Below are 20,305 nucleotides of genomic sequence, written 5' to 3' on the forward strand. Positions count from 1 at the left end.
GTCAGCTCCGCAGGTCGAGCGCGAGGTCGAGGATCGGCGAGGAGTGGGTGAGCGCGCCGACCGACAGGAAGTCCACGCCGGTCGCGGCGACCTCGCGGGCGACGGCGAGGGTCAGCCCGCCGGTGGCCTCGAGCTCCGCGCGCCCGCCGACCAGCGCCACCACCTCGCGCAGCTGCGCGGGCGGCATGTTGTCCAGCAGCAGGAAGTCCGCGCCGGCCTCGACCGCCTCGACCGCCTGCGCGGGGGTGTCCGCCTCGACCTGCACCGGCACCCGCGGCGCCCGCTCGCGCACGGCGGCGACGGCGGCCGCGACCGAGCCCGCGGCGGCGACGTGGTTGTCCTTCACCATCGCGACGTCGTAGAGGCCCATGCGCTTGTTCGACCCGCCGCCGCAGCGCACCGCGTACTTCTCCAGCGGGCGCAGCCCCGGGGTGGTCTTGCGGGTGTCGAGGACGACGGCGCCGGTGCCCTCGACGGCGTCCACCCAGGCGCGGGTGGCGGTGGCGATGCCGCTGGCCCGGCTGGCGATGTTCAGCGCGCTGCGCTCGGCGGCCAGCAGCGCCCGCACGGGGCCGCGGACGGTCAGCAGCACGTCCCCGCGGGTCACCCGGTCGCCGTCGGCCGCGCCGGCGGTGAGCGTGGCGCCGGGCGCGAGGCGGGTGAACACGCGGGCGGCGACGGGCAGGCCGGCGACGACGCCGTCGGCGCGGGCGACGAGGTCGGCGGTGCCGTACTGCGCCGGGGGCACGGTGGCGGCGCTGGTGACGTCGAGTGCGACGGCCAGGTCCGGCGCGCCGGGCAGGACGGCCCCGCCGGCGAGGTCCTCGGCCAGCGTGCGCTCGACCAGGTCGTCGACCCAGGCCTCGGCCAGCCCGGTGCCCGCCAGCGACCGCGGGTCGGCGGTCACCACGGCGGCACCACGGGGGTCCCCACGGGCCGGCGGGTCAGGCGCAGCCGGCCGTCGTCGTCGAGGCGGACGTCGAGGTGCACCCGCCAGTCCTCCTCGGTGGCGGGGTGGTCCTCGCGCCAGTGGCAGCCGCGGGTCTCCTCCCGGGCGCCGGCGGCGGCGGTGAGGGCGCTCGCGACGGTGAGCAGGTCGGTGGCCTCCCAGCTCGCCACGCCGGGCGCGGCGCCTGGGGCGGCCGCCAGCCCGGCCGCCAGTCCGGCGAGCACGCCGGTGGCCCCGGCCAGCCCGGCGCCCGAGCGCAGCGCCGCGACCCGGGCGGACATCGTCTCGGTGACCGTGCGCCGCCCGGCGGGGTCCAGCAGGCCCGAGGTGCCGGCGGCGGCCGCGCGGGCCGGCGCGGCCGGGGGCAGCGAGCGGGCCAGCTCCGCGCCGATGCGGGCGGCGAACACCAGCCCCTCGAGGAGCGAGTTCGACGCCAGCCGGTTGGCGCCGTGCACCCCGGTGCAGGCCGCCTCGCCGCAGGCGTAGAGCCCGGGGACGGTGGTCCGGCCGGCCAGGTCGGTGACCAGGCCGCCGGAGGCGTAGTGCGCGGCGGGCGTGACCGGCACCAGGTCGGTGACCGGGTCGACCCCGATGGCGCGGCAGCTGGCCACGATGGTCGGGAACCGCTCGGCGAGGCCGGGGACGTGCCGGGCGTCGAGCCACACGTGGTCGACGCCGTCGCGCAGCTGCACGCGGGTGATGGCCTTGGCGACGACGTCGCGCGGCGCGAGCTCGGCCTGCGGGTGGACACCGGCCATGAACCGCTCCCCCGCCCCGTCGCGCAGCACCGCGCCCTCGCCGCGCAGCGCCTCGCTGACCAGCGGCTGCTGCCCGCGGGCGCCCGGGCCGCGGTACAGCGACGTCGGGTGGAACTGCACGAACTCCAGGTCGGTGGCCACCGCGCCGGCGCGCAGGCCCAGGGCCACGCCGTCGCCGGTGGACACCGCGGGGTTCGTCGTCGCGGCGTAGACCTGGCCCATCCCGCCGGTGGCGAGGACGACGGCCCGCGCGCGGACCGCGCCCACGCCGTCCTCGGTGCCCTCGCCGAGGACGTGCAGGGTGACGCCCGCGGCCCGGCCGCCGGCGTCGGTGAGCAGGTCGAGCACCATCGCGTGCTCGACGAGGGTGATGCCGGGGTCGGCGTGCACGGCCTCGCACAGGGCGCGCATGACCTCGGCGCCGGTGGCGTCGCCGCCGGCGTGCACGATCCGGTCGGCGGTGTGCCCGCCCTCGCGGGTGAGCAGCAGGCGGCCCGACGGGTCGCGGTCGAAGCCGGCGCCCCAGCCGATGAGCTGGTGCAGCCGCGCCGGGCCCTCGGTCACCAGGGTGCGCACGGCGTCGGGCTCGCACAGCCCGACGCCGGCGACCTCGGTGTCGCGGGCGTGCGCCTCGGGGCTGTCGGCCGGGTCGAGCACCGCGGCGATGCCGCCCTGCGCCCAGCGGGTCGACCCGTCGTCGACGCGGACCTTGGTGACGACGGCGACCGACAGCCCGGCGGCCCGGGCGTGCAACGCGACGCACAGGCCCGCGACGCCGGAGCCGACGACGCAGACGTCGGCCGACAGCTCCCAGCCGGGCGCGGGGGCGGCCAGCCGGGTGGGCAGGCCGCTGACGGTCGGGGCCGCCAGGGTCACCGGACGGGGACGCCGAGGTCGCTGCGCCGCTGGTCGGCCGCGCCCGGCACCGGGGCCGAGGGGTCCCCGCCCAGCTCGACGACGCGGTTGTCGCCGTCGACGTGCACGACCTTCGGGATGTAGCTCTTGGCCTCGGTCTCGTCCATGAGGCCGTAGCTGATCAGGATCACCAGGTCGCCGGGGTGCACCAGGTGCGCGGCGGCGCCGTTGATGCCGATGACGCCGCTGCCCCGCTCGCCGGGGATGACGTAGGTCTCCAGCCGGGCGCCGTTGGTGACGTCCACGATCGCCACCTGCTCGCCGGGGATGAGGTCGGCGGCGTCGAGCAGGTCCTCGTCGATCGTCACCGAGCCGACGTAGTGCAGGTCGGCCTGCGTCACCGTCGCCCGGTGGATCTTGGACTTGAGCATGGTGCGCATCATCGGGGCTCTCCCAGGGTGACGGGGACGTTGTCGAGGAGTCGGGTGCTGCCGGCGCGGGCGGCCAGCAGGAGGCGGGCGGGGCCGGCCGCGGGGGCCGGGCCCAGGTCGGGGTCGGTGAGCTCGAGGTAGTCGGGCACCAGCTCGGGCGCGCCGGCCAGCACCGCGCGGGCGGCGGCGAGGACGGCCTCGGCGCCGCGCGGGCCGGCGTCCGCCCCGGCACGCAGCGCCCGGTTCAACGTCGCGGCCCGGGCGCGCTCCTCCGGCGCCAGGTAGCGGTTGCGGCTGGACAGCGCCGTGCCGTCGGCCTCGCGGACGGTCGGGACGCCGACCACCTCCAGCGGCAGCGCCAGCTCGCGGACCATCGCCCGGACCAGCGTCAGCTGCTGGTAGTCCTTCTCGCCGAAGAGGGCGAGGTCGGGCCGGGTGAGGCCGAACAGCTTGGCGACGACGGTCAGCACGCCGGCGAAGTGGCCGGGCCGGACCGCGCCCTCGAGGACCGACCCGAGCGGGCCGGGGTCGACGGTGACGCCGAGCGAGCCGGGCGGGTAGACCTCGTCGACCGGCGGGTGGAAGACGACGTCGGCGCCCTCGTCGGTGAGCGCCGCGAGGTCGGCGTCCCAGGTGCGCGGGTAGCGGTCGAGGTCCTCGCCGGGGCCGAACTGGGTCGGGTTGACGAACACCGACACGACGACGCTGCCGGCCCGCTCGCGGGCGGCGCGGACGAGCGTGCGGTGCCCCTCGTGCAGGGCGCCCATGGTCGGGACCAGCGCCACCGGGCCGCGCAGGGAGGCGCGCAGGCGGGCGAGGTCGGCGGCCGTCTCGGCGATGGACGGGGCGGTGGGGCGGGTGGACGACACAGCCGTGGTGCTCGTGGTCATCGCGACCCGGCCGGGTCGGCGGCCTCGTGGAGCAGGTCCAGCAGCGGCGCGCCCTCGTGCCGCTTGAGCCGGCCGGCGGACAGCGCCCGCTCGGTGGTCCGCTGCGCCATGGCGACGTAGGCGGCCACCGACTCGGGGGCCCGGTCGGTGAGCGTCGCGAGGTGGTCGGCCACCGTGCCGACGTCGCCGCGGCTGACCGGGCCGGTGAGCCCGCGGTCGCCGCGGCGCAGGCCGTTGTCCAGCGCGGCGGTGAGCAGCGGGGTGAGCACCCGGGCCGGGGCGTCGACGCCGGCCTGGCGCAGCAGGTCGGCGGCCTCGGCGACGAGGGTGACCAGGTGGTTGGCGCCGGTGACCAGCGCCGCGTGGTAGAGCCGCCGGTCGTCCTCGGCGACGAAGAACGGCTCGCCGCCCATCTCCAGCACCAGGGTCTCGGCGACCGGCCGGTGCTCGGGGCGGCTGGTGACGCCGAACGGGGCGCCGGCGAGCCGGTCGGCGTCCTCGGGGGCGCCGGTGAAGGTCATGGCCGGGTGCAGGGCGAGCGGGAGGACGCCGGCCCGCTCCGCGGGGGCGAGGGCGGCCAGGCCGTGCGCGCCGGAGGTGTGGAAGGCCAGCTGGCCGGCCCGCCAGGTCCCGGTCTCGGCGAGGCCCGCGACCAGGCCGGGCAGCGTGTCGTCGGGGACGGCGAGGACCACGAGGTCGGCGGCGGCGACCACCTCGTCGGCGGGCAGCAGCGGGGTGCCGGGCAGCAGCCGGGCGGCGCGCTCGGCGGAGGCGGTGGAGACGCCGGAGGCGGCGACCACGTCGTGGCCGGCGGCGGCGAGCGCGGCCCCGAGGACGGCGCCGACGCGGCCGGCGCCGATGACGCCGACGCGGAGGCGGGCGGGGGCGCTGTCGGCGGGCTCGAGCCCGGCAGCGCGGGGGGTCCTGCGGGCAGCAGGCATCGGGTCACCTCTCGTTCCAGTCCCTGGCGGGTACCGGACTCGGTGGACGGACCGTCGTCGTTGGCGGCCCGGGTGGTGCGGGTGCGGTGCGGGTCGTGCCGGCGGGCCGTCCGCTGCGACCGGGTGTGTCACGCGGGCGACGCGCCGAAGGCGAGTGTGAGTCGGCCCCGGGGCCCCTGCAACGGAACGGCGGTGTGGGGTGGCTCACGCTCTCCTCGCCGGGGTGGGCGGGGAGCCCGTCCGGGGGCGGTCCTACGGTTGCGGCGGCACCGGCGCCGACGCGGTCGCCGGCGGACACGAGGGAGTGACGTGGGCACGTTCGAGGGACGCACCGCACTGGTCACCGGCGGCAGCCGCGGCATCGGGCTGGCCATCGCCCGCAGCCTGGTCGACCGGGGGGCGCGCGTGGTGCTCACCGCCCGCAAGGCCGAGGCGCTGGAGGAGGCCGTCGCGTCGCTCGGCGGACCCGACGTCGCCGTCGGCGTGGCCGGCAACGCCGGGGACGCCGCACACCGCGCCGAGGCCGTGCGCACCGCGGTCGAGCGGTTCGGCAGCCTCGACCACCTGGTCGGCAACGTCGGGATCAACCCGGTCTACGGCCCGATGGTGGACCTCGACCTCGACGCGTTCCGCAAGATCCTCGACACCAACGTCGTCGGCACGCTCGGCCTGGTGCAGGAGGCCTGGCGGGCGTGGATGTCCGAGCACGGCGGCTCGGTCCTCGTCGTCGCCTCGGTGGCCGGGCTCAAGGCCTCGCCGATGATCGGCGGCTACGGCGTCAGCAAGGCGGGGCTGGTCAACCTGGTCACCCAGCTGGCCGTGGAGCTCGGCCCGAAGGTGACGGTCAACGCGGTCGCCCCGGCGGTGGTGAAGACCCGGTTCGCCGGCGCCCTCTACGAGGGGCGCGAGGAGGAGGCCGCCCGCGCCTACCCGGCCGGCCGGCTGGGCGAGCCCGAGGACGTCGGGGAGGCCGCGGCCTACCTGCTCGGCGCCGGCTGGGTCACCGGGCAGACGCTCGTGCTCGACGGCGGCGCGCTCTCCCGCGGCCCGGCGTAGCCGACGGCCCCTCGGCCCCTCGCGGGCAGGAGGACCCCGTCCTCCTCACCGCTCGCGAGCTCGCGGCGAGCCTCTGGACGGGGCCTGGCGCGAGCCTGCGAGCGGTGGGGGGCGAGGGGTCCTTCGTCAGGCGTCGCGGTATCGGCGGCGCCGGCCGCCGGGGGTGACCCCGCTCTCGGCGAGGATCTGCGCCAGCCGCGCCGCGCCGGCCTCGTCGTCGGCCGGCGGGACCGCGTGGCCGCCGTGCCCCGCGGCGGCGGCGTGCACGGCGGGGCGCTCGAGGGTCAGCTGCTCCTGCGGCGCCGGGGGCAGCAGGTCGGCGGGCAGGTCGGTGCGGCGCCGGCGCGGCACCGGCGGGGGCGTTCCCACGCGCGCGACCGGCTCGGGCTCGGGCTCCGGCGCGGGGAGCGGGGCGGCGACCGTGGCCGGCACCGCGGCACCGGGGCCGTCGGACGGCCCGGGCCAGCCGCCCAGCTCACGGGGGACGGCGGCGTGCCAGGCGGCGGTCGCCGGCTCCAGGGGCTCGCGGCCGGTCCGCACCGACTGGGTGCGCATGACCACCCGCTCGATGTGCATCTCGCCGGCGTGGTGCAACTCGCCCGTGGGGGACAGCTCGCCCGCGGACCGCTCGGTCAGCTCGGCGCGCAGCCGGCCGACGTCGGCGCGCAGGCCGGCCAGCTCGGCCAGGTCGGTCCGCAGGGCGCCGATCGCGGCGACCTCGGCGTGCAGCGCGCCGAGGCCGGCGAGGTCCCCGCGCAGCCCGGCCACCTCGGACCGCAGCCCGTCGAGCTCTCGGCGCATCGACGCCTCGGACTCGCCGCGGACCCGCGCCTCCAGCTGCCGCTCCGACTCGCGGTGCGCGGCCGCCTCGCGGTCGCGCTCGGCCTCGTGGGCCCGGCGCAGCCGCGCCTCGAGGGCGGCGACGTCGGGACCACCCCCGTCCGGCTCCGGACGGCGTCCGGCCGTGAAGGCGGCGCCCAGGCAGGCCCAGGCGACGGCGACCACGGCCACCCGCAGGACCTGGGGGTCGTCGCTGAGGAAGACGACGGCGGTCGCGGCGGTGGCGAGCGCGCACCCGAGCACCTGCCCGGCGACGCGCAGCCGTCCCCCCGTCCGCATGGCCTCAGGGTAACGCTGAGCGAGCCCCCGACTGCGGCACGGAATCGTCCCGTGTGGCGCAGCCGGAGGGCCCGCCCGCTGCCGCTAGCCCTGCGCGAGGGCGGCGTCGGAGCTGAAGACCAGGCCCATCGAGACCTCGCCCTGCTGGATGGCGGCCTTGGTGGCCGGGCCGCCGGCGTCGAACTCGCGGAACTCGGCGAACTGCAGGCCGTAGGTCTCCTCGAGGCCCGGCTGGCAGAACGGCCGGGTCGGGCACTCGGCCGGCCCGCCCAGGACCAGCGACCCGTCGCCGCAGGCGTCGGCGAGCTCCGACAGCGTGGTCACGCCGAGTCGGTCGGCGAACTCCTGGGTCACGGCGAAGGCGTTCTGGTTGGCGGCCTCCGACGGCGTGCCGAAGGTCAGCCCGACCCGGTCGGCCAGCGGCTGCAGCGCGTCGCGGGTGGCCTGGGCGTCGCCGCTGGCGATCGGCGTCGGGTCGGGGCCGTTGACCTGGGTGTTGAGCGCCTCGGTGACGGTGGCCAGGTACTCGGGGAAGACCTGCAGGTCGGTGCCCGAGATCAGCGCCGGCAGGTAGAGGTCGCGGTTGCCCACCTCGCGCACGGTGGCGTCGAAGCCCGCGGCCCGCAGGACCCCGGCGTAGACGTTGGCCAGGACCGTCGACTCGGTGAAGTTGCCGGCGCCCACGATGACCGGCCCGCTGCCCTGCTCGAGGCCCTCGGTCACGCCGCTGTCCTCGACCCACTGCGCCGCGACGTCCTCGGCGCTGCGCCGCTCCAGGTCGACGGCGGCGTTCATGTCGATGAGCTGGTCGGTGGTCAGCGCGGCCGAGACCGCGTCGAGGGCCGGCACCAGCGCCGGGTTGGCCGCGGCGGTGGCCGAGGTCACCGCCGGCACGATGTTGTCCGCGTTCTGCAGCTCCTGGTCGTCCTCGAGGACGACGAGCTGGTCGCCGGCCACCGGGGCGCAGGCGTCGCCGCTGGCGGCCGAGCCGCTCGCGGTCGAGCCGCCGGTGCCCGAGGAGCCCGACTCGCCGCAGGCGGCGGTCAGGAGCAGGCCGGTGAGCAGGAGAGGAGCGAGTGCGCGCTGCCTGCGCATGGTGTTCCGCCTTCTGTGTCCCGTGCGGCGTGCGGCCGCGACGCGTGTCTGGCGGGGGTCGCCCGCGCGCCCATGCAACCCGCGGGTCCCCGCACACCGACACCGCCCCCGCCGATGTGTTGCGCTCTCGTTATCCTCCCGCGATCAGCCGGAGACGCAGGTCACAGCGGCACCCCGCTGGCGGTGGGTTCCGGTACGGCGCCGTCCCGTGAGGCGGGGGTGCGGGCGTGCAGGAACGGCAGCCGGCGCGGGCCCGGGGTGACCGCCCAGGACAGCACCGCGAGGACGAGCTCGGTGAGCAGCGCCAGGCCCGCCACGAGGATCGCGCCGGCGATCATCACGCCGTAGTCCTGCTGGCCGAACCCGAGGTTGATCAGCCGGCCGAGCCCTCCCCCGCCGACGAGCGCGGCCAGGCCCGCCGTCGCCACCACCTGGACCGCCGCCGTGCGGATGCCGGTGGTCACCAGCGGCAGGGCCAGCGGCAGCTCGACCCGGCCGAGCACCTGCGCCCGGCTCATCCCCATCCCGCGGGCGGCCTCCTCCACCTCGGGGTCGACGCCGCGGAAGCCGACGAAGGTGTTGGTGAGGATCGGCGGGACGGCGAACACCGCCAGCGCGATCGTCGTCGCGCGGTTGCCGAAGCCGATGGGGCTGACGGCGAAGAGGGTGAGCAGCGCGAGGGTGGGGACCGCCCGGCTGACGTTGGACAGGACGACGACCAGGCCCGCACCGCGGCGCGCCGTCCCCAGGGCGGCGCCGACCGGCAGCGCCACGACCATCGCCGCCAGCACCGCGACGGCGGAGATGCCCAGGTGCTCCAGCGTCAGGTCGACGATGCCGTCGGGGCGGGTCCAGTTGAACGGGTCGTTGAGGTAGACCAGCGCGCGGGAGAAGTCGTTCACCCGTCCTCCGCGCCGGCGCTCGTCGGCGTCGTGCCCGGCGTTGCTCCGCCCCCGCGTGAGCTCGCGAGCTCGCTCACGTCCGCACCGCCCGCGTCCACGGGGTGAGCGCCCGCTCCGCGCCGGCCAGCAGGACGTCGGCCAGCAGGGCGAGCAGCACGCACCCGACCGCGCCGGTGACGATCTCCGCGCGGTAGAAGTTCGCCGCGAACCCGCCGGTGATCAGCTGCCCGAGCCCGCCGTGGCCGACCAGGACGCCGACCGTCGTCAGTGCGACCGTGGACACCGTGGCGATCCGCAGCCCCGCCATGAACGCCGGCAGGGCCAGCGGCAGGTCCACCCGCCAGAACGTCTGCGCGGCCGACAGCCCCATCCCCCGCGCCGCCTCGCGGACGTCGGCGGGGACGCCCTGCAGGCCGGCGAGGAAGTTCCGCACCAGGATGACCAGCGAGTAGGCGACCAGGCCGATGAGCACGGTGTTCGACGACAGCCCGGTGAAGGGCACCAGCAGCGCGAACATGGCCAGCGACGGGATCGTGTAGACGACGGTGGACAGGCCGAGCACCGGCGCCGACAGGAACCGGCTGCGCCGGGCGAGCACCGCCAGCGGCAGCGCGACGGCCGCGCCGATCACCACCGCCAGCACGGTCAGCCGGACGTGCTCGCCGGTGTAGGACAGGATGGAGTCCCAGTTCTCCGTCACGTAGGACGGGTCGAACCACGGGTTCGGCGCCTCGTCCACCGCGAGCGGCCCCACCGCGGGGTCGCTCACCGCGTCCAGCAGGGGGCGCGCACCCAGGGAGGTCACCCCGTGGACGCTACTGCCGCTGCGGGCCGGGAGAGCACCGCAGAGGAGATCCGGCTCGAGGGGGTCAGCAAGACCTACCCCGACGGCACCGTCGGCGTGGAGCGGCTGGACCTGACCTTCGCCGCGGGCGAGCTGTCGGTCCTGGTCGGCCCGTCCGGCTGCGGCAAGACCACGACGATGAAGATGATCAACCGGGTCATCGAGCCGACGACGGGGCGGATCCTGCTCGGCGGTGAGGACGTCACCCGCGTCGACGCCGACCGGCTGCGCCGCCGGATGGGCTACGTGATCCAGAACGTCGGGCTCTTCCCGCACCGGACCGTGCGGGACAACGTCGCCACCGTGCCGCGGCTGCTGGGCTGGGACAAGCGGCGCACCCGCGCCCGCGTCGACGAGCTGCTGGCCACCGTGGGCCTCGAGCCCGCCGTCCACGGCGGGCGCTACCCGGCCCAGCTCTCCGGCGGCCAGCGGCAGCGGGCCGGCGTGGCCCGGGCGCTGGCGGCCGACCCCGCCGTCCTGCTGATGGACGAGCCGTTCTCCGCGGTGGACCCGGTGGTCCGCGAGCGGCTGCAGACGGAGTTCCTGCGGCTGCAGGAGACGGTGCGCAAGACGATCGTGTTCGTCACCCACGACATCGAGGAGGCCGTCCGCCTCGGCGACCGGATCGCGGTGATGAGCACCCGCGGCCACGTCGAGCAGTTCGCCCCGCCCGCGGAGCTGCTCGGCCGGCCGGCCAACGCCTTCGTCGCCGACTTCGTGGGCGCCGACCGCGGCCTCAAGCGGCTGGCGGTCACCGGCATCGGCCCCGACGACCTGGAGCGGCCGCCGGTCGTGCACGTGGCCGACGGGCTGGCCGACGCCCGCGCGTCGCTGGAGGCCGCCGGCGCCCGCTGGGCGGTCGTCCTGGACGACGACGGCCGGCTGCACGGCTGGCTGTCCGCGGAGCGGGCCACGGGCGCCGGCACGGTGGGGACGGCGGCGCGCCGGATGGAGGCCTGGGTGCCCGCCGACGCGACGCTCAAGACCGCGTTCTCGACGATGCTCCAGCACGAGGCCGGCTGGGTCGCGGTGCTCGACGGCGACGTCTTCCTCGGCGTGCTCACCCCCGACTCGCTGCACGCGGCGCTTCGCCGCTCGGTGGAGGGGACGGCCCCGGAGACCGCCGGGCCGGTGCCCGCCCGGGGCTGAGCGGCCGGGCCGGCTCGCTAGGCCCGGACGCCGTCCCCCGGCCGCCGGTCGTCGCGCTCCTCCGGCGGGATGCGGCAGACCGACTCCAGCCACAGCGCGGCGACGGTCAGCGACACGGCGCACAGGACGCCGACGACCGCGGTGACCGTGTCGCCGCCGGCCGCCTGCAGCCGGGACACCGCCGGGGCCACGTGCAGCAGCACCCCGGCCCAGACACCGACGAACGCCGCGCCGACGAAGGCGCTGGCCTGCGCGAGCACCGCCAGCCGCGCGACCAGCAGCGGCTCGACCCGGCGCACCAGCGGCGCGCCGCGGTCGGCGGGCGGCGCCGCCTCTCCCCCGCGGGCGCTGCGCCGGGCGGCGCGCTCGGCCTCCAGCCGGACGCGCAGCGTGCGGGCGCCGAGCGCCTCGGCGGCGGCGAGCAGCGCCAGCGGCACCGGCAGCCACCAGCGCAGCGGCGGCAGGCTGCCGTAGGTCGCGCGGACCAGCAGCCAGGCGGCCAGCGCCAGCCCGACGGCGACGACGACCAGGTCGCGGCGGTTCACCGGCCTCAATGCAGGTGCTCCCACCGCCCGACCGCGGCCACGTCCTCCGGTGGGAGCGCCGCGACGAGGTCGGCCACCCTCCCGTGCCCCGGCAGCACCGCGGTCGGGTCCAGCGACAGCCACGGGACCAGCACGAACGCCCGCTCGTGCGCCCTCGGGTGCGGCAGCGTGAGGGCCGGGTCGTCGGAGAGGACCGGGGTGCCGTCGTCGGCGGTCACCGTGACGACGTCGACGTCGAGGGTGCGCGCGCCCCACCGCACGTCGCGGGTGCGCCCGGCGGCCTGCTCCAGCTCGTGCGCGCGGGCCAGCCAGCCGGCGGCGTCGCGGTCGCCGCGGACGAACACCACCGCGTTGAGGTAGGGCGGCTGCTCGACCGGCCCCCACGGCGGCGTCTCGTACAGCGTCGAGCGGGCGACCAGGCCGTCGACCCGGAGCGCCTCGACGGCGGTGCGCAGCGCCTTCGCGCGGTCGCCGAGGTTGGCACCGAGCGAGAGCACGGCGCGGCTCACGGCGCACGCTCGCGGCGGATGGTGACGGTGACGTCGTCGAAGGGGACGCCCAGGTCGGCCTCCGGCTTGTGCACGGTGATCTCGGCGGCCTCGACCAGCGGGTCGGCGAGGCAGACGTCGGCCAGCCGCTGGCAGAGGGTCTCGAGCAGGTCCACCGGGTCCCCGGTGAGGACGGCGTGCAGCCGCTGGGCGAGCTCGGCGTAGTCGACCGTCCTGGTCAGGTCGTCGCCGGCCGCGGCGGGTGCGGTGTCGAGCTCCAGGACGGCGTCGACGGAGAAGGTCTGCCCGTTCTCGCGCTCGAAGCCGTGGACGCCGTGGTGGGCGTGCGCGGTCAGGCCCCGGACGGCGATCCGGTCGGGGACGCGGGCGTCAGTCACGGCGGGCCTCCTCGCGGGCGCGCTGGACGGCGGCCACGGTGCGGACGGCGTCGGCCGAGCCCGCGGCGTCGTGCACCCGCACGCCCCAGGCGCCGGCCTCCGCGGCCAGGACGGTCGTGGCCAGGGTGGCGGCGTCGCGTCCCGGCGCCGGGCGCAGTGCGCCGTCGGCACCGGCGAGCAGGCGGCCGAGGAAGGACTTGCGCGAGGCGCCGACCAGCACCGGCAGGCCGAGGGACACCACCTGGGGCAGCGCGGCCAGCAGCGCCCAGTTGTGCGCGGCCTGCTTGGCGAAGCCCAGGCCGGGGTCGAGCACGAGCTGGGCGGCGTCCACGCCCGCCGACAGCGCGGCGTCGACCCGGGTGGTGAGCTCCGCGCAGACCTCGGCGACGACGTCGCCGTAGGTGGCCTGCGCGTACATCTCCCGGCTGTGGCCGCGCCAGTGCATGAGCACCCACGGGACGCCGGCGTCGGCGACGAGCGCGGCCATGCCGTCGTCGGCCAGCCCGCCGCTGATGTCGTTGACCAGCACCGCCCCGGCCTCCAGCGCCGCCTCGGCGACCTCGGTGCGGGTGGTGTCGACGCTGACCCGCACGCCGCCGTCGGTGAGCTCGCGGACCACCGGGACGACGCGGCGGCGCTCCTCGGCGGCGTCCACGCGGTCGGCGCCCGGGCGGGTGGACTCGCCGCCGACGTCGACGTAGTCGGCGCCCGCCGCGGCCATCGCCAGGCCGTGCGCGACCGCGGACGCCGTGTCGGCGAAGCAGCCGCCGTCGGAGAAGGAGTCGGGCGTGACGTTGAGGACGCCCATCACCACGCACCGCCCCGGGTGCAGGAGCTCGGCGCGGCGGCCGGTCACCGGCCCAGGACGAGGCTCATCGCCTCGGCACGGGTGGCCGCGTTGTCCCGGAAGATGCCGCGGACGGCCGAGGTGACCGTCGTCGACCCGGGCTTGCGGATGCCGCGCATGCCCATGCACAGGTGCTCGGCCTCGACGACGACGAGCACGCCGCGCGGCTTGAGGTGCTCGGCCAGCGCGTCGGCGATCTGCCGGGTCATCCGCTCCTGCACCTGCGGGCGGCGGGCGTAGACGTCGACCAGGCGGGCCAGCTTGGACAGCCCGGTCACCCGGCCGTCGTCGCCGGGGATGTAGCCGACGTGCGCGGCGCCGTGGAACGGCACCAGGTGGTGCTCGCAGGTCGAGTACATCGGGATGTCCCGGACCAGGACCATCTCGTCGTGGTCCTCGTCGAAGACGGTGGCGAGCACCTCGCCGGGGTCCTGCCAGAGGCCGGCGAAGGTCTCGGCGTAGGCCCGGGCGACCCGGGCGGGGGTGTCCCGCAGCCCGGGCCGGTCCGGGTCCTCGCCCACCGCGAGCAGCAGCTCGCGGACGGCGGCCTCCGCCCGCGCCGAGTCGACCCGCGAGAAGTCCGGACGGACCTCGTCCTCGGCCTCTTCCGGGATCTCACTCATCTCTGGACGGGCGCGCCGACGTCACCGACCGGGTTGTTGCCGCCCTTGACGAGCCCGTTCCCGACCGCGGTGGCGCCGTGGCCGTTCGCCTGGGCCGCCCGCTCGGCGGGGGTCAGCACCGGCGGCTGGTCCGACGGCGTGCGCTTGCCGAAGCCGTTGTAGGGAGCCAGCGACGGGCGCTTGGTGACCGGCGCGCAGATGCGGGCCATGTCGTCCTTGGAGAGGGTCTCCTTCTCGATCAGCTCGAGGACGAGCTGGTCGAGCACGGCCCGGTACTCCACGAGGATCTCCCACGCCTCGTCGTGGGCGGCCTCGATGAGGGCGCGGACCTCGGCGTCGATGTCGGCGGCGACGGCCTCGGAGTAGTCCGGCCGCGAGCCCATGTCCCGGCCGAGGAACGGCTCGGAGTCGGTGCTGCCGTACTTGACCGCGCCGAGCTTGGCGCTCATGCCGTACTGGGTGACCATCGCGCGGGCCATCGAGGTGGCCTTCTCGATGTCGTTGCCGGCACCGGTGGTCGGCTCGTGGAAGACCAGCTCCTCGGCCGCGCGCCCGCCGAGGGCGTAGGCCAGGGTGTCGATCATCTCCGACCGGGTCTGGGTGTACTTGTCCTCGGTCGGCAGGACGAGCGTGTGCCCGAGTGAGCGGCCGCGCGGCAGGATCGTCACCTTGTGCACGGGGTCCAGGTTGGGCAGCGCGTGCGCCACGAGGGCGTGCCCGCCCTCGTGGTAGGCGGTGACCTTCTTCTCCTTCTCGCTCATCGCCCGCGTCTTGCGCTCGGGGCCGGCGATGACGCGGTCGATCGCCTCCTCGACGGTGGCGTCGGTGACGACCGAGTTGCCCTGGCGGGCGGTGAGCAGCGCGGCCTCGTTGAGCACGTTGGCCAGGTCCGCGCCGGTGAAGCCGGGGGTGCGGCGGGCGACGGTCTCGAGGTCGACGTCGGGGGCGAGCGGCTTGCCCTTGGCGTGCACCTCGAGGATCCGCTTGCGGCCCTCGAGGTCGGGCCGGTCGACGGCGATCTGCCGGTCGAAGCGGCCCGGGCGCAGCAGCGCGGGGTCGAGGATGTCCGGCCGGTTGGTGGCGGCGATCATGATGACGCCGCCCTTGACGTCGAAGCCGTCCATCTCGACGAGCATCTGGTTGAGCGTCTGCTCGCGCTCGTCGTGGCCGCCGCCCATGCCGGCGCCGCGGTGCCGGCCGACGGCGTCGATCTCGTCGACGAAGATGATCGCCGGCGCGTTCTGCTTGGCCTGCTCGAACAGGTCGCGGACCCGGCTGGCGCCGACGCCGACGAACATCTCGACGAAGTCCGACCCGGAGATCGAGAAGAACGGCACGCCGGCCTCGCCGGCCACCGCGCGGGCGAGCAGCGTCTTGCCGGTGCCGGGCGGGCCGAACAGCAGCACGCCCTTGGGGATCTTGGCGCCGACGGCCTGGAACTTGACCGGGTTGGCCAGGAAGTCCTTGATCTCCTGCAGTTCCTCGATGGCCTCGTCGGCGCCGGCGACGTCGGCGAACGTCGTCTTCGGCATGTCCTTGCTGACGGTCTTGGCCTTGGACTTGCCGAAGGCCATGACGCCGCGGCCGCCGCCCTGCATGGAGTTGAACAGCCAGAACAGCAGCAGCAGGAGGATGAGGAAGGGCAGGAAGCTGATCAGGACGCTGACGAAGACGTTGTCCTGCGTGACGTTCGTGGTGAAGTCGACGCCGTCACCGGTGCGCTGGCCGTTCGCGTCGATCCCGGAGACCAGGGCGAAGACGTCGTCGGAGGCCCCGATCGGGTACGACGCGCTGATCTGGTCGTTGCCCTCGTAGGGACGGCTCAGGTCGAGGTCGAGGGTCTGTTCCTTGTCGTTGATCGTGACCGACTCGACGTTGCCGTCCTCGATCTGCTGCAGCGCGACCGAGGTGTTGACCTGCTCGTAGCTGGAGCCGCCGCCGAGGAAGGTGGACAGCCCGAGGGCCACCAGGACGACGAGGACGACCCAGAACCACACGGAGCGGAAGATCTTCTTGCGTTCCATACACCGATGCCGGGCGGCCGGGGGGCTCCGGCCTGGCCCGTCGACCCTCCTGATCGCGTCCGGTGACGCTCCGCGCGACCCGGGCGGGCACCCTGGCGCTCGGTCCAGCGTCGTTGCGGTCGACGGTACACCGGGGAGGCTGCACGTCCCCTGTGTGCGAGCTGCCCGGGTGCTGGGCTCTCCCCCGTGCTGGGGACCCCGCTAGCTCGCGTAGACCTCGGGCTTGAGCGTCCCGATGTAGGGCAGGTCGCGGTAGCGCTCCGCGTAGTCGAGGCCGTAGCCGACGACGAACTCGTTGGGGATGTCGAACCCGACGTAGCGCACCGGCACCTCGACCTTGATCGCGTCGGGCTTGCGCAGCAACGCGCACACCTCCAGGGAGGCGGGCCGGCGGCTGCCGAGGTTCTTGAGCAGCCAGGACAGGGTCAGCCCGGAGTCGATGATGTCCTCGAGGACGAGCACGTCCATGCCGGAGATGTCCCGGTCGAGGTCCTTGAGGATGCGCACGACCCCCGAGGAGCTGGTGGAGCTGCCGTAGGAGGAGACGGCCATGAACTCCATCTGGGTGGGCAGCCGCAGCGCCCGGGCGAAGTCGCTCATGAACAGCACCGCGCCCTTGAGGACGCCGACGAGCAGGACCTCCCGGCCCTCGTAGTCCCGCGCGATCTGGTCGGCCAGCTCGGTGATCTTGTCCTGGATCTGCTGCTCGGACAGCAGCACGTGGTCGATGTCGGGGCCGTAGCCGTGGTCGGGCCCCAGCACGACAGGGGTCGACGCGGTCTCGCTCACGGGGCCTGCTCCTCGGGGTCGGGGGCGGTTCCGGCCCTCCCGCCCCGGGAGCCGGCGGGCCGCAGCACCAGCCTGCCAGACGTCCGGAGCGCCTCCGCACCGCCCGGGAGGGCCACCGGTCCCTGCCCGCGCCACCCGGTGAGCAGCGCGTCGACGGCGGCCAGGTGCACCGCCTGCAGGTCGCCGACCCCCGCCCCGCGCAGCCAGCCGCGCAGCACCCGGCGGCGCAGCGCGGCCGGCAGCGGCGCCAGGTCCGCGACCGGCAGGCCGTCCGGGCCGGCGAGCCGGGCGAGGTGGCCGTCGGCCAGCGCGTCGAGGGCGTCGAGGTCCTCCCGCAGCAGGTCCGCCGTCCGGGCCAGGGCCGGCGCGACGCCGCCGCCGAGCACGTCCTCGAGCAGCGGCAGCACCTCGGCGCGCAGCCGCGCGCGGCGGTAGGCGGGGTCGGTGTTCCACGGGTCGTCCCACACCGGCAGGCCCAGGGCCGCGCAGGCGGCCCGGGTGGTGGCCCGGCGGACGCCGAGCAGGGGCCGCCAGAACGGCGGGCGCTCGGCCACCATCCCGGCCACCGAGCGCGGGCCCGAGCCGCGGCCTAGCCCGAGCAGCACGGTCTCGGCCTGGTCGTCGAGGGTGTGGCCGAGGGCGATGCGCGCGCCGCGCTCCCGCGCGCACCCGGTCAGGGCCGCGTACCGGGCGGCGCGGGCCGCGGCCTCGGGGCCGCCCGCGGCGCCCACCTCGACCGGGACGACCAGCACCGGGTCCAGCCCCGTCCCGCGCAGCAGGTCGGCGGTGTCCCGCGCGCGCTGCGCCGACCCCGGCTGCAGACCGTGGTCGACGGTCACCGCGCCCGCGGGCACCCCGGCGCGCGGGGCCTCGAAGGCGACCGCGGCGGCCAGCGCGAGGGAGTCCGCTCCCCCGCTGACGGCGACCAGCACCGGCTGCCCGGACGCCCGCAGGCCCGGCCGGACGGCGCTGCGGACCTGCGCGACCGGGACCGGCGGGCCGCTCACCGCGCCCCGGGGGTCAGGCGGTCACGGCCGGGCGGCCGTGCACCCGCTCGACCCACCGGGCGGGGTCGGTGAGCTCCTCGACGAGCGGCAGGGTCTCCGGCCCGGTCCACACCCGGTTGAAGCCCTCCATGCCGACGAGGTCCACGACGCCGCCGACGAAGGTCCGCCCGTCGGCGTACTGCTTCATCTTCTGCTCCAGGCCCAGCAGCCGGCGCAGCACGCGGTCGAACGGGCCGCGGCCCTTGCGGCGCTGCGCGAAGCGCTTGCGCAGCGTCCGGACCGAGGGCACGACGTCGGGGCCGACGCCGTCCATGACGAACTCGGCGTGCCCCTCGACCAGGCTCATCACCGCGGTGACCCGGTCGAGGACGGCGCGCTGCTCGGGGTCGCGCACCAGCGCCATCAGCCCCTGGGAGCCCTCGTCGCCGTCCCCGCCGCGGACGGCGTCGGCGATCCCGCGGACGAGGTCGGACATCCGGTCGCGCAGCGCGTCGGGGCTGAGGTCGGTGGCCTCGACGAACTCGGCGATCTGTGCCTCGAGGTGGTCGCGCAGCCACGGGAAGGCGGTGAACTGCAGCTGGTGGGTGACCTCGTGCAGGCACACCCACATGCGGAAGTCGGTCGGGTCCACGCCCAGCTTGCGCTCGGCGTCGACGACGTTCGGCGCCACCAGCAGCAGCCGCCCCCCGGTGCCGAACACCTCGTACTGGCCGAGGACGCGGGAGGACAGGAACGCCAGCAGCCCCCCGGCCTGGACGCCGGTGGCGCGCGAGCCGATCGCGGTGGCCAGCGGCCCGGGCCGGCTCTCCGAGCGCTCGGTGAGCGCGGTGACCAGCGGGTCCAGCAGGGCCGCCATGCCGGTGGTGTTGGCGTCGATCCAGCCGGGCCGGTCGACGACGGCGACCTCCGGCACGGGGCCGCCCGCGACCGGGTGCAGCCCGGTCAGGCCCTCGACGTGGGCCACGGCGGCCGCGGCGGCCTCGTGCAGCTCGCGGACGACGGCGCCGGCCTCCTCCCGCGTGGTCGCGGGCCCGGGCCCGGCCAGCCGGCGGGCGGTGCGCCCGGCGAGCTCCCAGTCGACCAGTGCGCTGCTCGTCATCACCTCACCGTACGCGGGGAGGCCGGGCGTCGGCCCCGTTCAGCGGCACCCGCAGGAGGCGAGCGCCGCGGCCACCGCGTCCAGCGCCGCCTCCTCGGGCCCGCCGCCGCCGGTGGTGCCGTTGGCCACCAGCGCGTAGGCCAGCAGCCGGCCGTCGGCGGTGACCACCGTGCCGGCCAGGGCGTGCACGCCGAGCAGCGTGCCGGTCTTGCCGCGCACCGCGCCGGGGGCGGTGGCCGGGTCGGCGTCACCGCGGTCGGCGAGCGTGCCGTCGTAGCCGGCCACGGCCAGCCCGGAGACGACCGCCGAGGCGCCGGGCAGCGAGCCGTCGGCGGCGCCGGTGACCACGTCGGCGAGCAGGTCGGGGGTGACCAGGTCCAGCCGGGACAGCCCGCTGCCGTCGTACAGCTCGACGTCGGTGGTGTCGAGGCCGGCGTCGGCCAGCGCCCCGGTGACCGCCTCCGCCGAGCCCTCGAAGGTGGGCGGCAGGCCGCGGGCCAGGGCGACGTGGCGGGCCAGGGAGTCGGCCAGCAGGTTGTCCGACTGCGACAGCGCCTGCTCGACCAGCCGGGCGACCGGCGCCGAGCGGACGCTGCCCAGCGTCGTGGCGCCGTCGGGGGCCTCGCCGAGCTCGACGGCCGCGTCGGGGACGCCGAGCGCCTCGGCCAGCGCCCGCCCGGCGTCGGTGCCCGGCTGGCCGCTGCGGGCGTTCTCCCCCGGGGCCACCCGTGCGCCGTCCACCGCGGCCGCGGTGACCGGGGCGGCGTAGCCGGAGGGCGCGTCCTCCGGTCCCCAGCCCTCCGCGGTCAGCGGCCCCTCGAACAGCGAGGTGTCGACGACGACCCGGCTCACGGTCGTGCCCGGCGGCAGCGCGGCCAGCACCTGGGCCGCGAGGTCGGCGACGGTGGCGGCGCCCGGGTAGGTGAGCGAGGGGCTGGTCGTGGACAGGGTCGGGTCGCCGCCGCCGACGAGGACGACCTCGTCCGGGGCCGCCCCGGCCACGACCGTCGTCTCGAGCGTGTCGTCGGGGTCCAGGGCGGTCAGCGCCGCGACGGCGGTGAGCAGCTTGGCGGTCGAGGCCGGGGTGACCGGGTCGCCCGCACCCTGGTCGACCAGCGTCTCCCCCGAGGCGACGTCGATCACCTCGGCGTTCACCCCGCGGGCCAGCGCCGGGACCGCCAGCAGCGGGCCCAGCTCGGCGGCGAGCACGTCGGGGTCGGGGGCCGGCGCGTCGGAGGGGAGCGCGGCGAGCACGGGCGCGGGGTCGCCGACGTCGGGCAGCACCGCGGCGGGACCGGCGGCGGCGTCCGGGGCGTCGTCCCTGGTCAGGAACAGCACCCCGCCGGCGACCAGCGCGGCCACCAGCAGCACCGCCAGGGCGCTGACCAGCAGGCGCCGGCGCAGCCGCCGGTAGCTCGGCGTGACCGTCGTCGGACCGCTCGGCGCGATGGTGCCCACCCCCCGTACGAGACCCCGGGGCGGACCTGCGCCGGTGG

Annotated in this window: 21 protein-coding genes; 2 read left to right on the plus strand and 19 right to left on the minus strand. The window is 76.7% G+C overall.

The annotated features are described in order from the left end of the window. Position 1 precedes the first annotated feature (1 nt). Genes nadC through ACI79Z_RS03685 form a run of 5 tightly spaced genes read right to left on the minus strand, consistent with a single transcriptional unit; the run spans position 2 to position 4,824 of the window. On the minus strand, positions 2-907 hold the full coding sequence (gene nadC / locus ACI79Z_RS03665; RefSeq protein ID WP_456901720.1) for a carboxylating nicotinate-nucleotide diphosphorylase: 906 nt from the start codon (positions 905-907) through the stop codon (positions 2-4). Further along, positions 904-2,583: an L-aspartate oxidase gene (locus ACI79Z_RS03670; protein WP_456901721.1), complete on the minus strand. Its 1,680-nt coding sequence runs from the start codon at positions 2,581-2,583 to the stop codon at positions 904-906. The genes nadC and ACI79Z_RS03670 overlap by 4 nt, the downstream gene beginning before the upstream one ends. Continuing rightward, on the minus strand, positions 2,580-3,005 hold the full coding sequence (gene panD, locus ACI79Z_RS03675) for an aspartate 1-decarboxylase (RefSeq protein ID WP_387987184.1): 426 nt from the start codon (positions 3,003-3,005) through the stop codon (positions 2,580-2,582). The genes ACI79Z_RS03670 and panD overlap by 4 nt, the downstream gene beginning before the upstream one ends. Beyond that, positions 3,002-3,862 carry a pantoate--beta-alanine ligase gene (gene panC / locus ACI79Z_RS03680; protein WP_456901722.1) on the minus strand — a complete coding sequence of 287 codons (861 nt, stop codon included), beginning with the start codon at positions 3,860-3,862 and terminating at the stop codon, positions 3,002-3,004. The genes panD and panC overlap by 4 nt, the downstream gene beginning before the upstream one ends. A gap of 17 nt (positions 3,863-3,879) precedes the next feature. Continuing rightward, positions 3,880-4,824, minus strand: a complete 945-nt coding sequence (locus tag ACI79Z_RS03685; protein ID WP_456901723.1) for a Rossmann-like and DUF2520 domain-containing protein — start codon at positions 4,822-4,824, stop codon at positions 3,880-3,882. A gap of 309 nt (positions 4,825-5,133) precedes the next feature. On the opposite strand from ACI79Z_RS03685, the gene ACI79Z_RS03690 reads away from it, so the two are divergent. After that, positions 5,134-5,880 carry an SDR family oxidoreductase gene (locus ACI79Z_RS03690; protein ID WP_387987193.1) on the plus strand — a complete coding sequence of 249 codons (747 nt, stop codon included), beginning with the start codon at positions 5,134-5,136 and terminating at the stop codon, positions 5,878-5,880. Positions 5,881-6,006: 126 nt separating this feature from the next. Here ACI79Z_RS03690 and ACI79Z_RS03695 read toward each other — a convergent pair whose 3' ends face one another. The 4 genes from ACI79Z_RS03695 to ACI79Z_RS03710 form a co-directional block, all read right to left on the minus strand. Further along, on the minus strand, positions 6,007-6,999 hold the full coding sequence (locus tag ACI79Z_RS03695; protein WP_456901724.1) for a DUF6779 domain-containing protein: 993 nt from the start codon (positions 6,997-6,999) through the stop codon (positions 6,007-6,009). An 84-nt stretch (positions 7,000-7,083) separates the two neighbouring features. Further along, entirely contained in the window at positions 7,084-8,094 is a 1,011-nt protein-coding gene (locus ACI79Z_RS03700) for a glycine betaine ABC transporter substrate-binding protein (protein WP_456901725.1), read from the minus strand. Between the two features lie 161 nt (positions 8,095-8,255). After that, positions 8,256-8,996 carry an ABC transporter permease gene (locus ACI79Z_RS03705; RefSeq protein WP_387987201.1) on the minus strand — a complete coding sequence of 247 codons (741 nt, stop codon included), beginning with the start codon at positions 8,994-8,996 and terminating at the stop codon, positions 8,256-8,258. 73 nt (positions 8,997-9,069) lie between these two features. Further along, positions 9,070-9,801 carry an ABC transporter permease gene (locus tag ACI79Z_RS03710; RefSeq protein ID WP_387987203.1) on the minus strand — a complete coding sequence of 244 codons (732 nt, stop codon included), beginning with the start codon at positions 9,799-9,801 and terminating at the stop codon, positions 9,070-9,072. Positions 9,802-9,804: 3 nt separating this feature from the next. On the opposite strand from ACI79Z_RS03710, the gene ACI79Z_RS03715 reads away from it, so the two are divergent. Beyond that, complete coding sequence (locus ACI79Z_RS03715; RefSeq protein ID WP_387987206.1) at positions 9,805-10,989, plus strand: ABC transporter ATP-binding protein; 1,185 nt, start codon at positions 9,805-9,807, stop codon at positions 10,987-10,989. A 17-nt stretch (positions 10,990-11,006) separates the two neighbouring features. Here ACI79Z_RS03715 and ACI79Z_RS03720 read toward each other — a convergent pair whose 3' ends face one another. The 10 genes from ACI79Z_RS03720 to dacB form a co-directional block, all read right to left on the minus strand. Further along, entirely contained in the window at positions 11,007-11,534 is a 528-nt protein-coding gene (locus ACI79Z_RS03720; protein WP_387987209.1) for a DUF3180 domain-containing protein, read from the minus strand. A gap of 5 nt (positions 11,535-11,539) precedes the next feature. Beyond that, on the minus strand, positions 11,540-12,043 hold the full coding sequence (gene folK, locus ACI79Z_RS03725; protein ID WP_456901726.1) for a 2-amino-4-hydroxy-6-hydroxymethyldihydropteridine diphosphokinase: 504 nt from the start codon (positions 12,041-12,043) through the stop codon (positions 11,540-11,542). Beyond that, positions 12,040-12,420, minus strand: coding sequence for a dihydroneopterin aldolase (folB, locus tag ACI79Z_RS03730; RefSeq protein WP_387987215.1), 381 nt, complete (start codon positions 12,418-12,420; stop codon positions 12,040-12,042). Before folB ends, folK begins: the two co-directional genes overlap by 4 nt. Then, entirely contained in the window at positions 12,413-13,276 is an 864-nt protein-coding gene (gene folP / locus ACI79Z_RS03735; protein ID WP_456901727.1) for a dihydropteroate synthase, read from the minus strand. The genes folB and folP overlap by 8 nt, the downstream gene beginning before the upstream one ends. Continuing rightward, entirely contained in the window at positions 13,273-13,890 is a 618-nt protein-coding gene (gene folE / locus ACI79Z_RS03740; RefSeq protein ID WP_387987221.1) for a GTP cyclohydrolase I FolE, read from the minus strand. The genes folP and folE overlap by 4 nt, the downstream gene beginning before the upstream one ends. Beyond that, positions 13,887-15,914: an ATP-dependent zinc metalloprotease FtsH gene (gene ftsH, locus ACI79Z_RS03745; RefSeq protein WP_387987224.1), complete on the minus strand. Its 2,028-nt coding sequence runs from the start codon at positions 15,912-15,914 to the stop codon at positions 13,887-13,889. The genes folE and ftsH overlap by 4 nt, the downstream gene beginning before the upstream one ends. Positions 15,915-16,115: 201 nt before the next feature. Next, positions 16,116-16,703, minus strand: a complete 588-nt coding sequence (hpt, locus tag ACI79Z_RS03750; RefSeq protein WP_387987227.1) for a hypoxanthine phosphoribosyltransferase — start codon at positions 16,701-16,703, stop codon at positions 16,116-16,118. Then, positions 16,700-17,710: a tRNA lysidine(34) synthetase TilS gene (tilS, locus tag ACI79Z_RS03755; RefSeq protein ID WP_387987230.1), complete on the minus strand. Its 1,011-nt coding sequence runs from the start codon at positions 17,708-17,710 to the stop codon at positions 16,700-16,702. Before tilS ends, hpt begins: the two co-directional genes overlap by 4 nt. 13 nt (positions 17,711-17,723) lie before the next feature. Next, positions 17,724-18,809, minus strand: coding sequence for a zinc-dependent metalloprotease (locus ACI79Z_RS03760; RefSeq protein ID WP_387987233.1), 1,086 nt, complete (start codon positions 18,807-18,809; stop codon positions 17,724-17,726). A 39-nt stretch (positions 18,810-18,848) separates the two neighbouring features. Beyond that, entirely contained in the window at positions 18,849-20,267 is a 1,419-nt protein-coding gene (gene dacB / locus ACI79Z_RS03765; RefSeq protein ID WP_456901728.1) for a D-alanyl-D-alanine carboxypeptidase/D-alanyl-D-alanine endopeptidase, read from the minus strand. Between the last annotated feature and the right edge of the window lie 38 nt (positions 20,268-20,305).

The organism is Geodermatophilus sp. SYSU D00663, from assembly GCF_054050655.1.

What these genes read in the sequence shown, in the direction of transcription:
- panD (WP_387987184.1), bottom strand. Translation starts at nt 3,005, where the DNA reads ATGATGCGCACCATGCTCAAGTCCAAGATCCACCGGGCGACGGTGACG.
- ACI79Z_RS03685 (WP_456901723.1), bottom strand. Translation starts at nt 4,824, where the DNA reads ATGCCTGCTGCCCGCAGGACCCCCCGCGCTGCCGGGCTCGAGCCCGCC.
- ACI79Z_RS03695 (WP_456901724.1), bottom strand. Translation starts at nt 6,999, where the DNA reads ATGCGGACGGGGGGACGGCTGCGCGTCGCCGGGCAGGTGCTCGGGTGC.
- ACI79Z_RS03700 (WP_456901725.1), bottom strand. Translation starts at nt 8,094, where the DNA reads ATGCGCAGGCAGCGCGCACTCGCTCCTCTCCTGCTCACCGGCCTGCTC.
- folE (WP_387987221.1), bottom strand. Translation starts at nt 13,890, where the DNA reads ATGAGTGAGATCCCGGAAGAGGCCGAGGACGAGGTCCGTCCGGACTTC.
- ftsH (WP_387987224.1), bottom strand. Translation starts at nt 15,914, where the DNA reads ATGGAACGCAAGAAGATCTTCCGCTCCGTGTGGTTCTGGGTCGTCCTC.
- ACI79Z_RS03760 (WP_387987233.1), bottom strand. Translation starts at nt 18,809, where the DNA reads ATGACGAGCAGCGCACTGGTCGACTGGGAGCTCGCCGGGCGCACCGCC.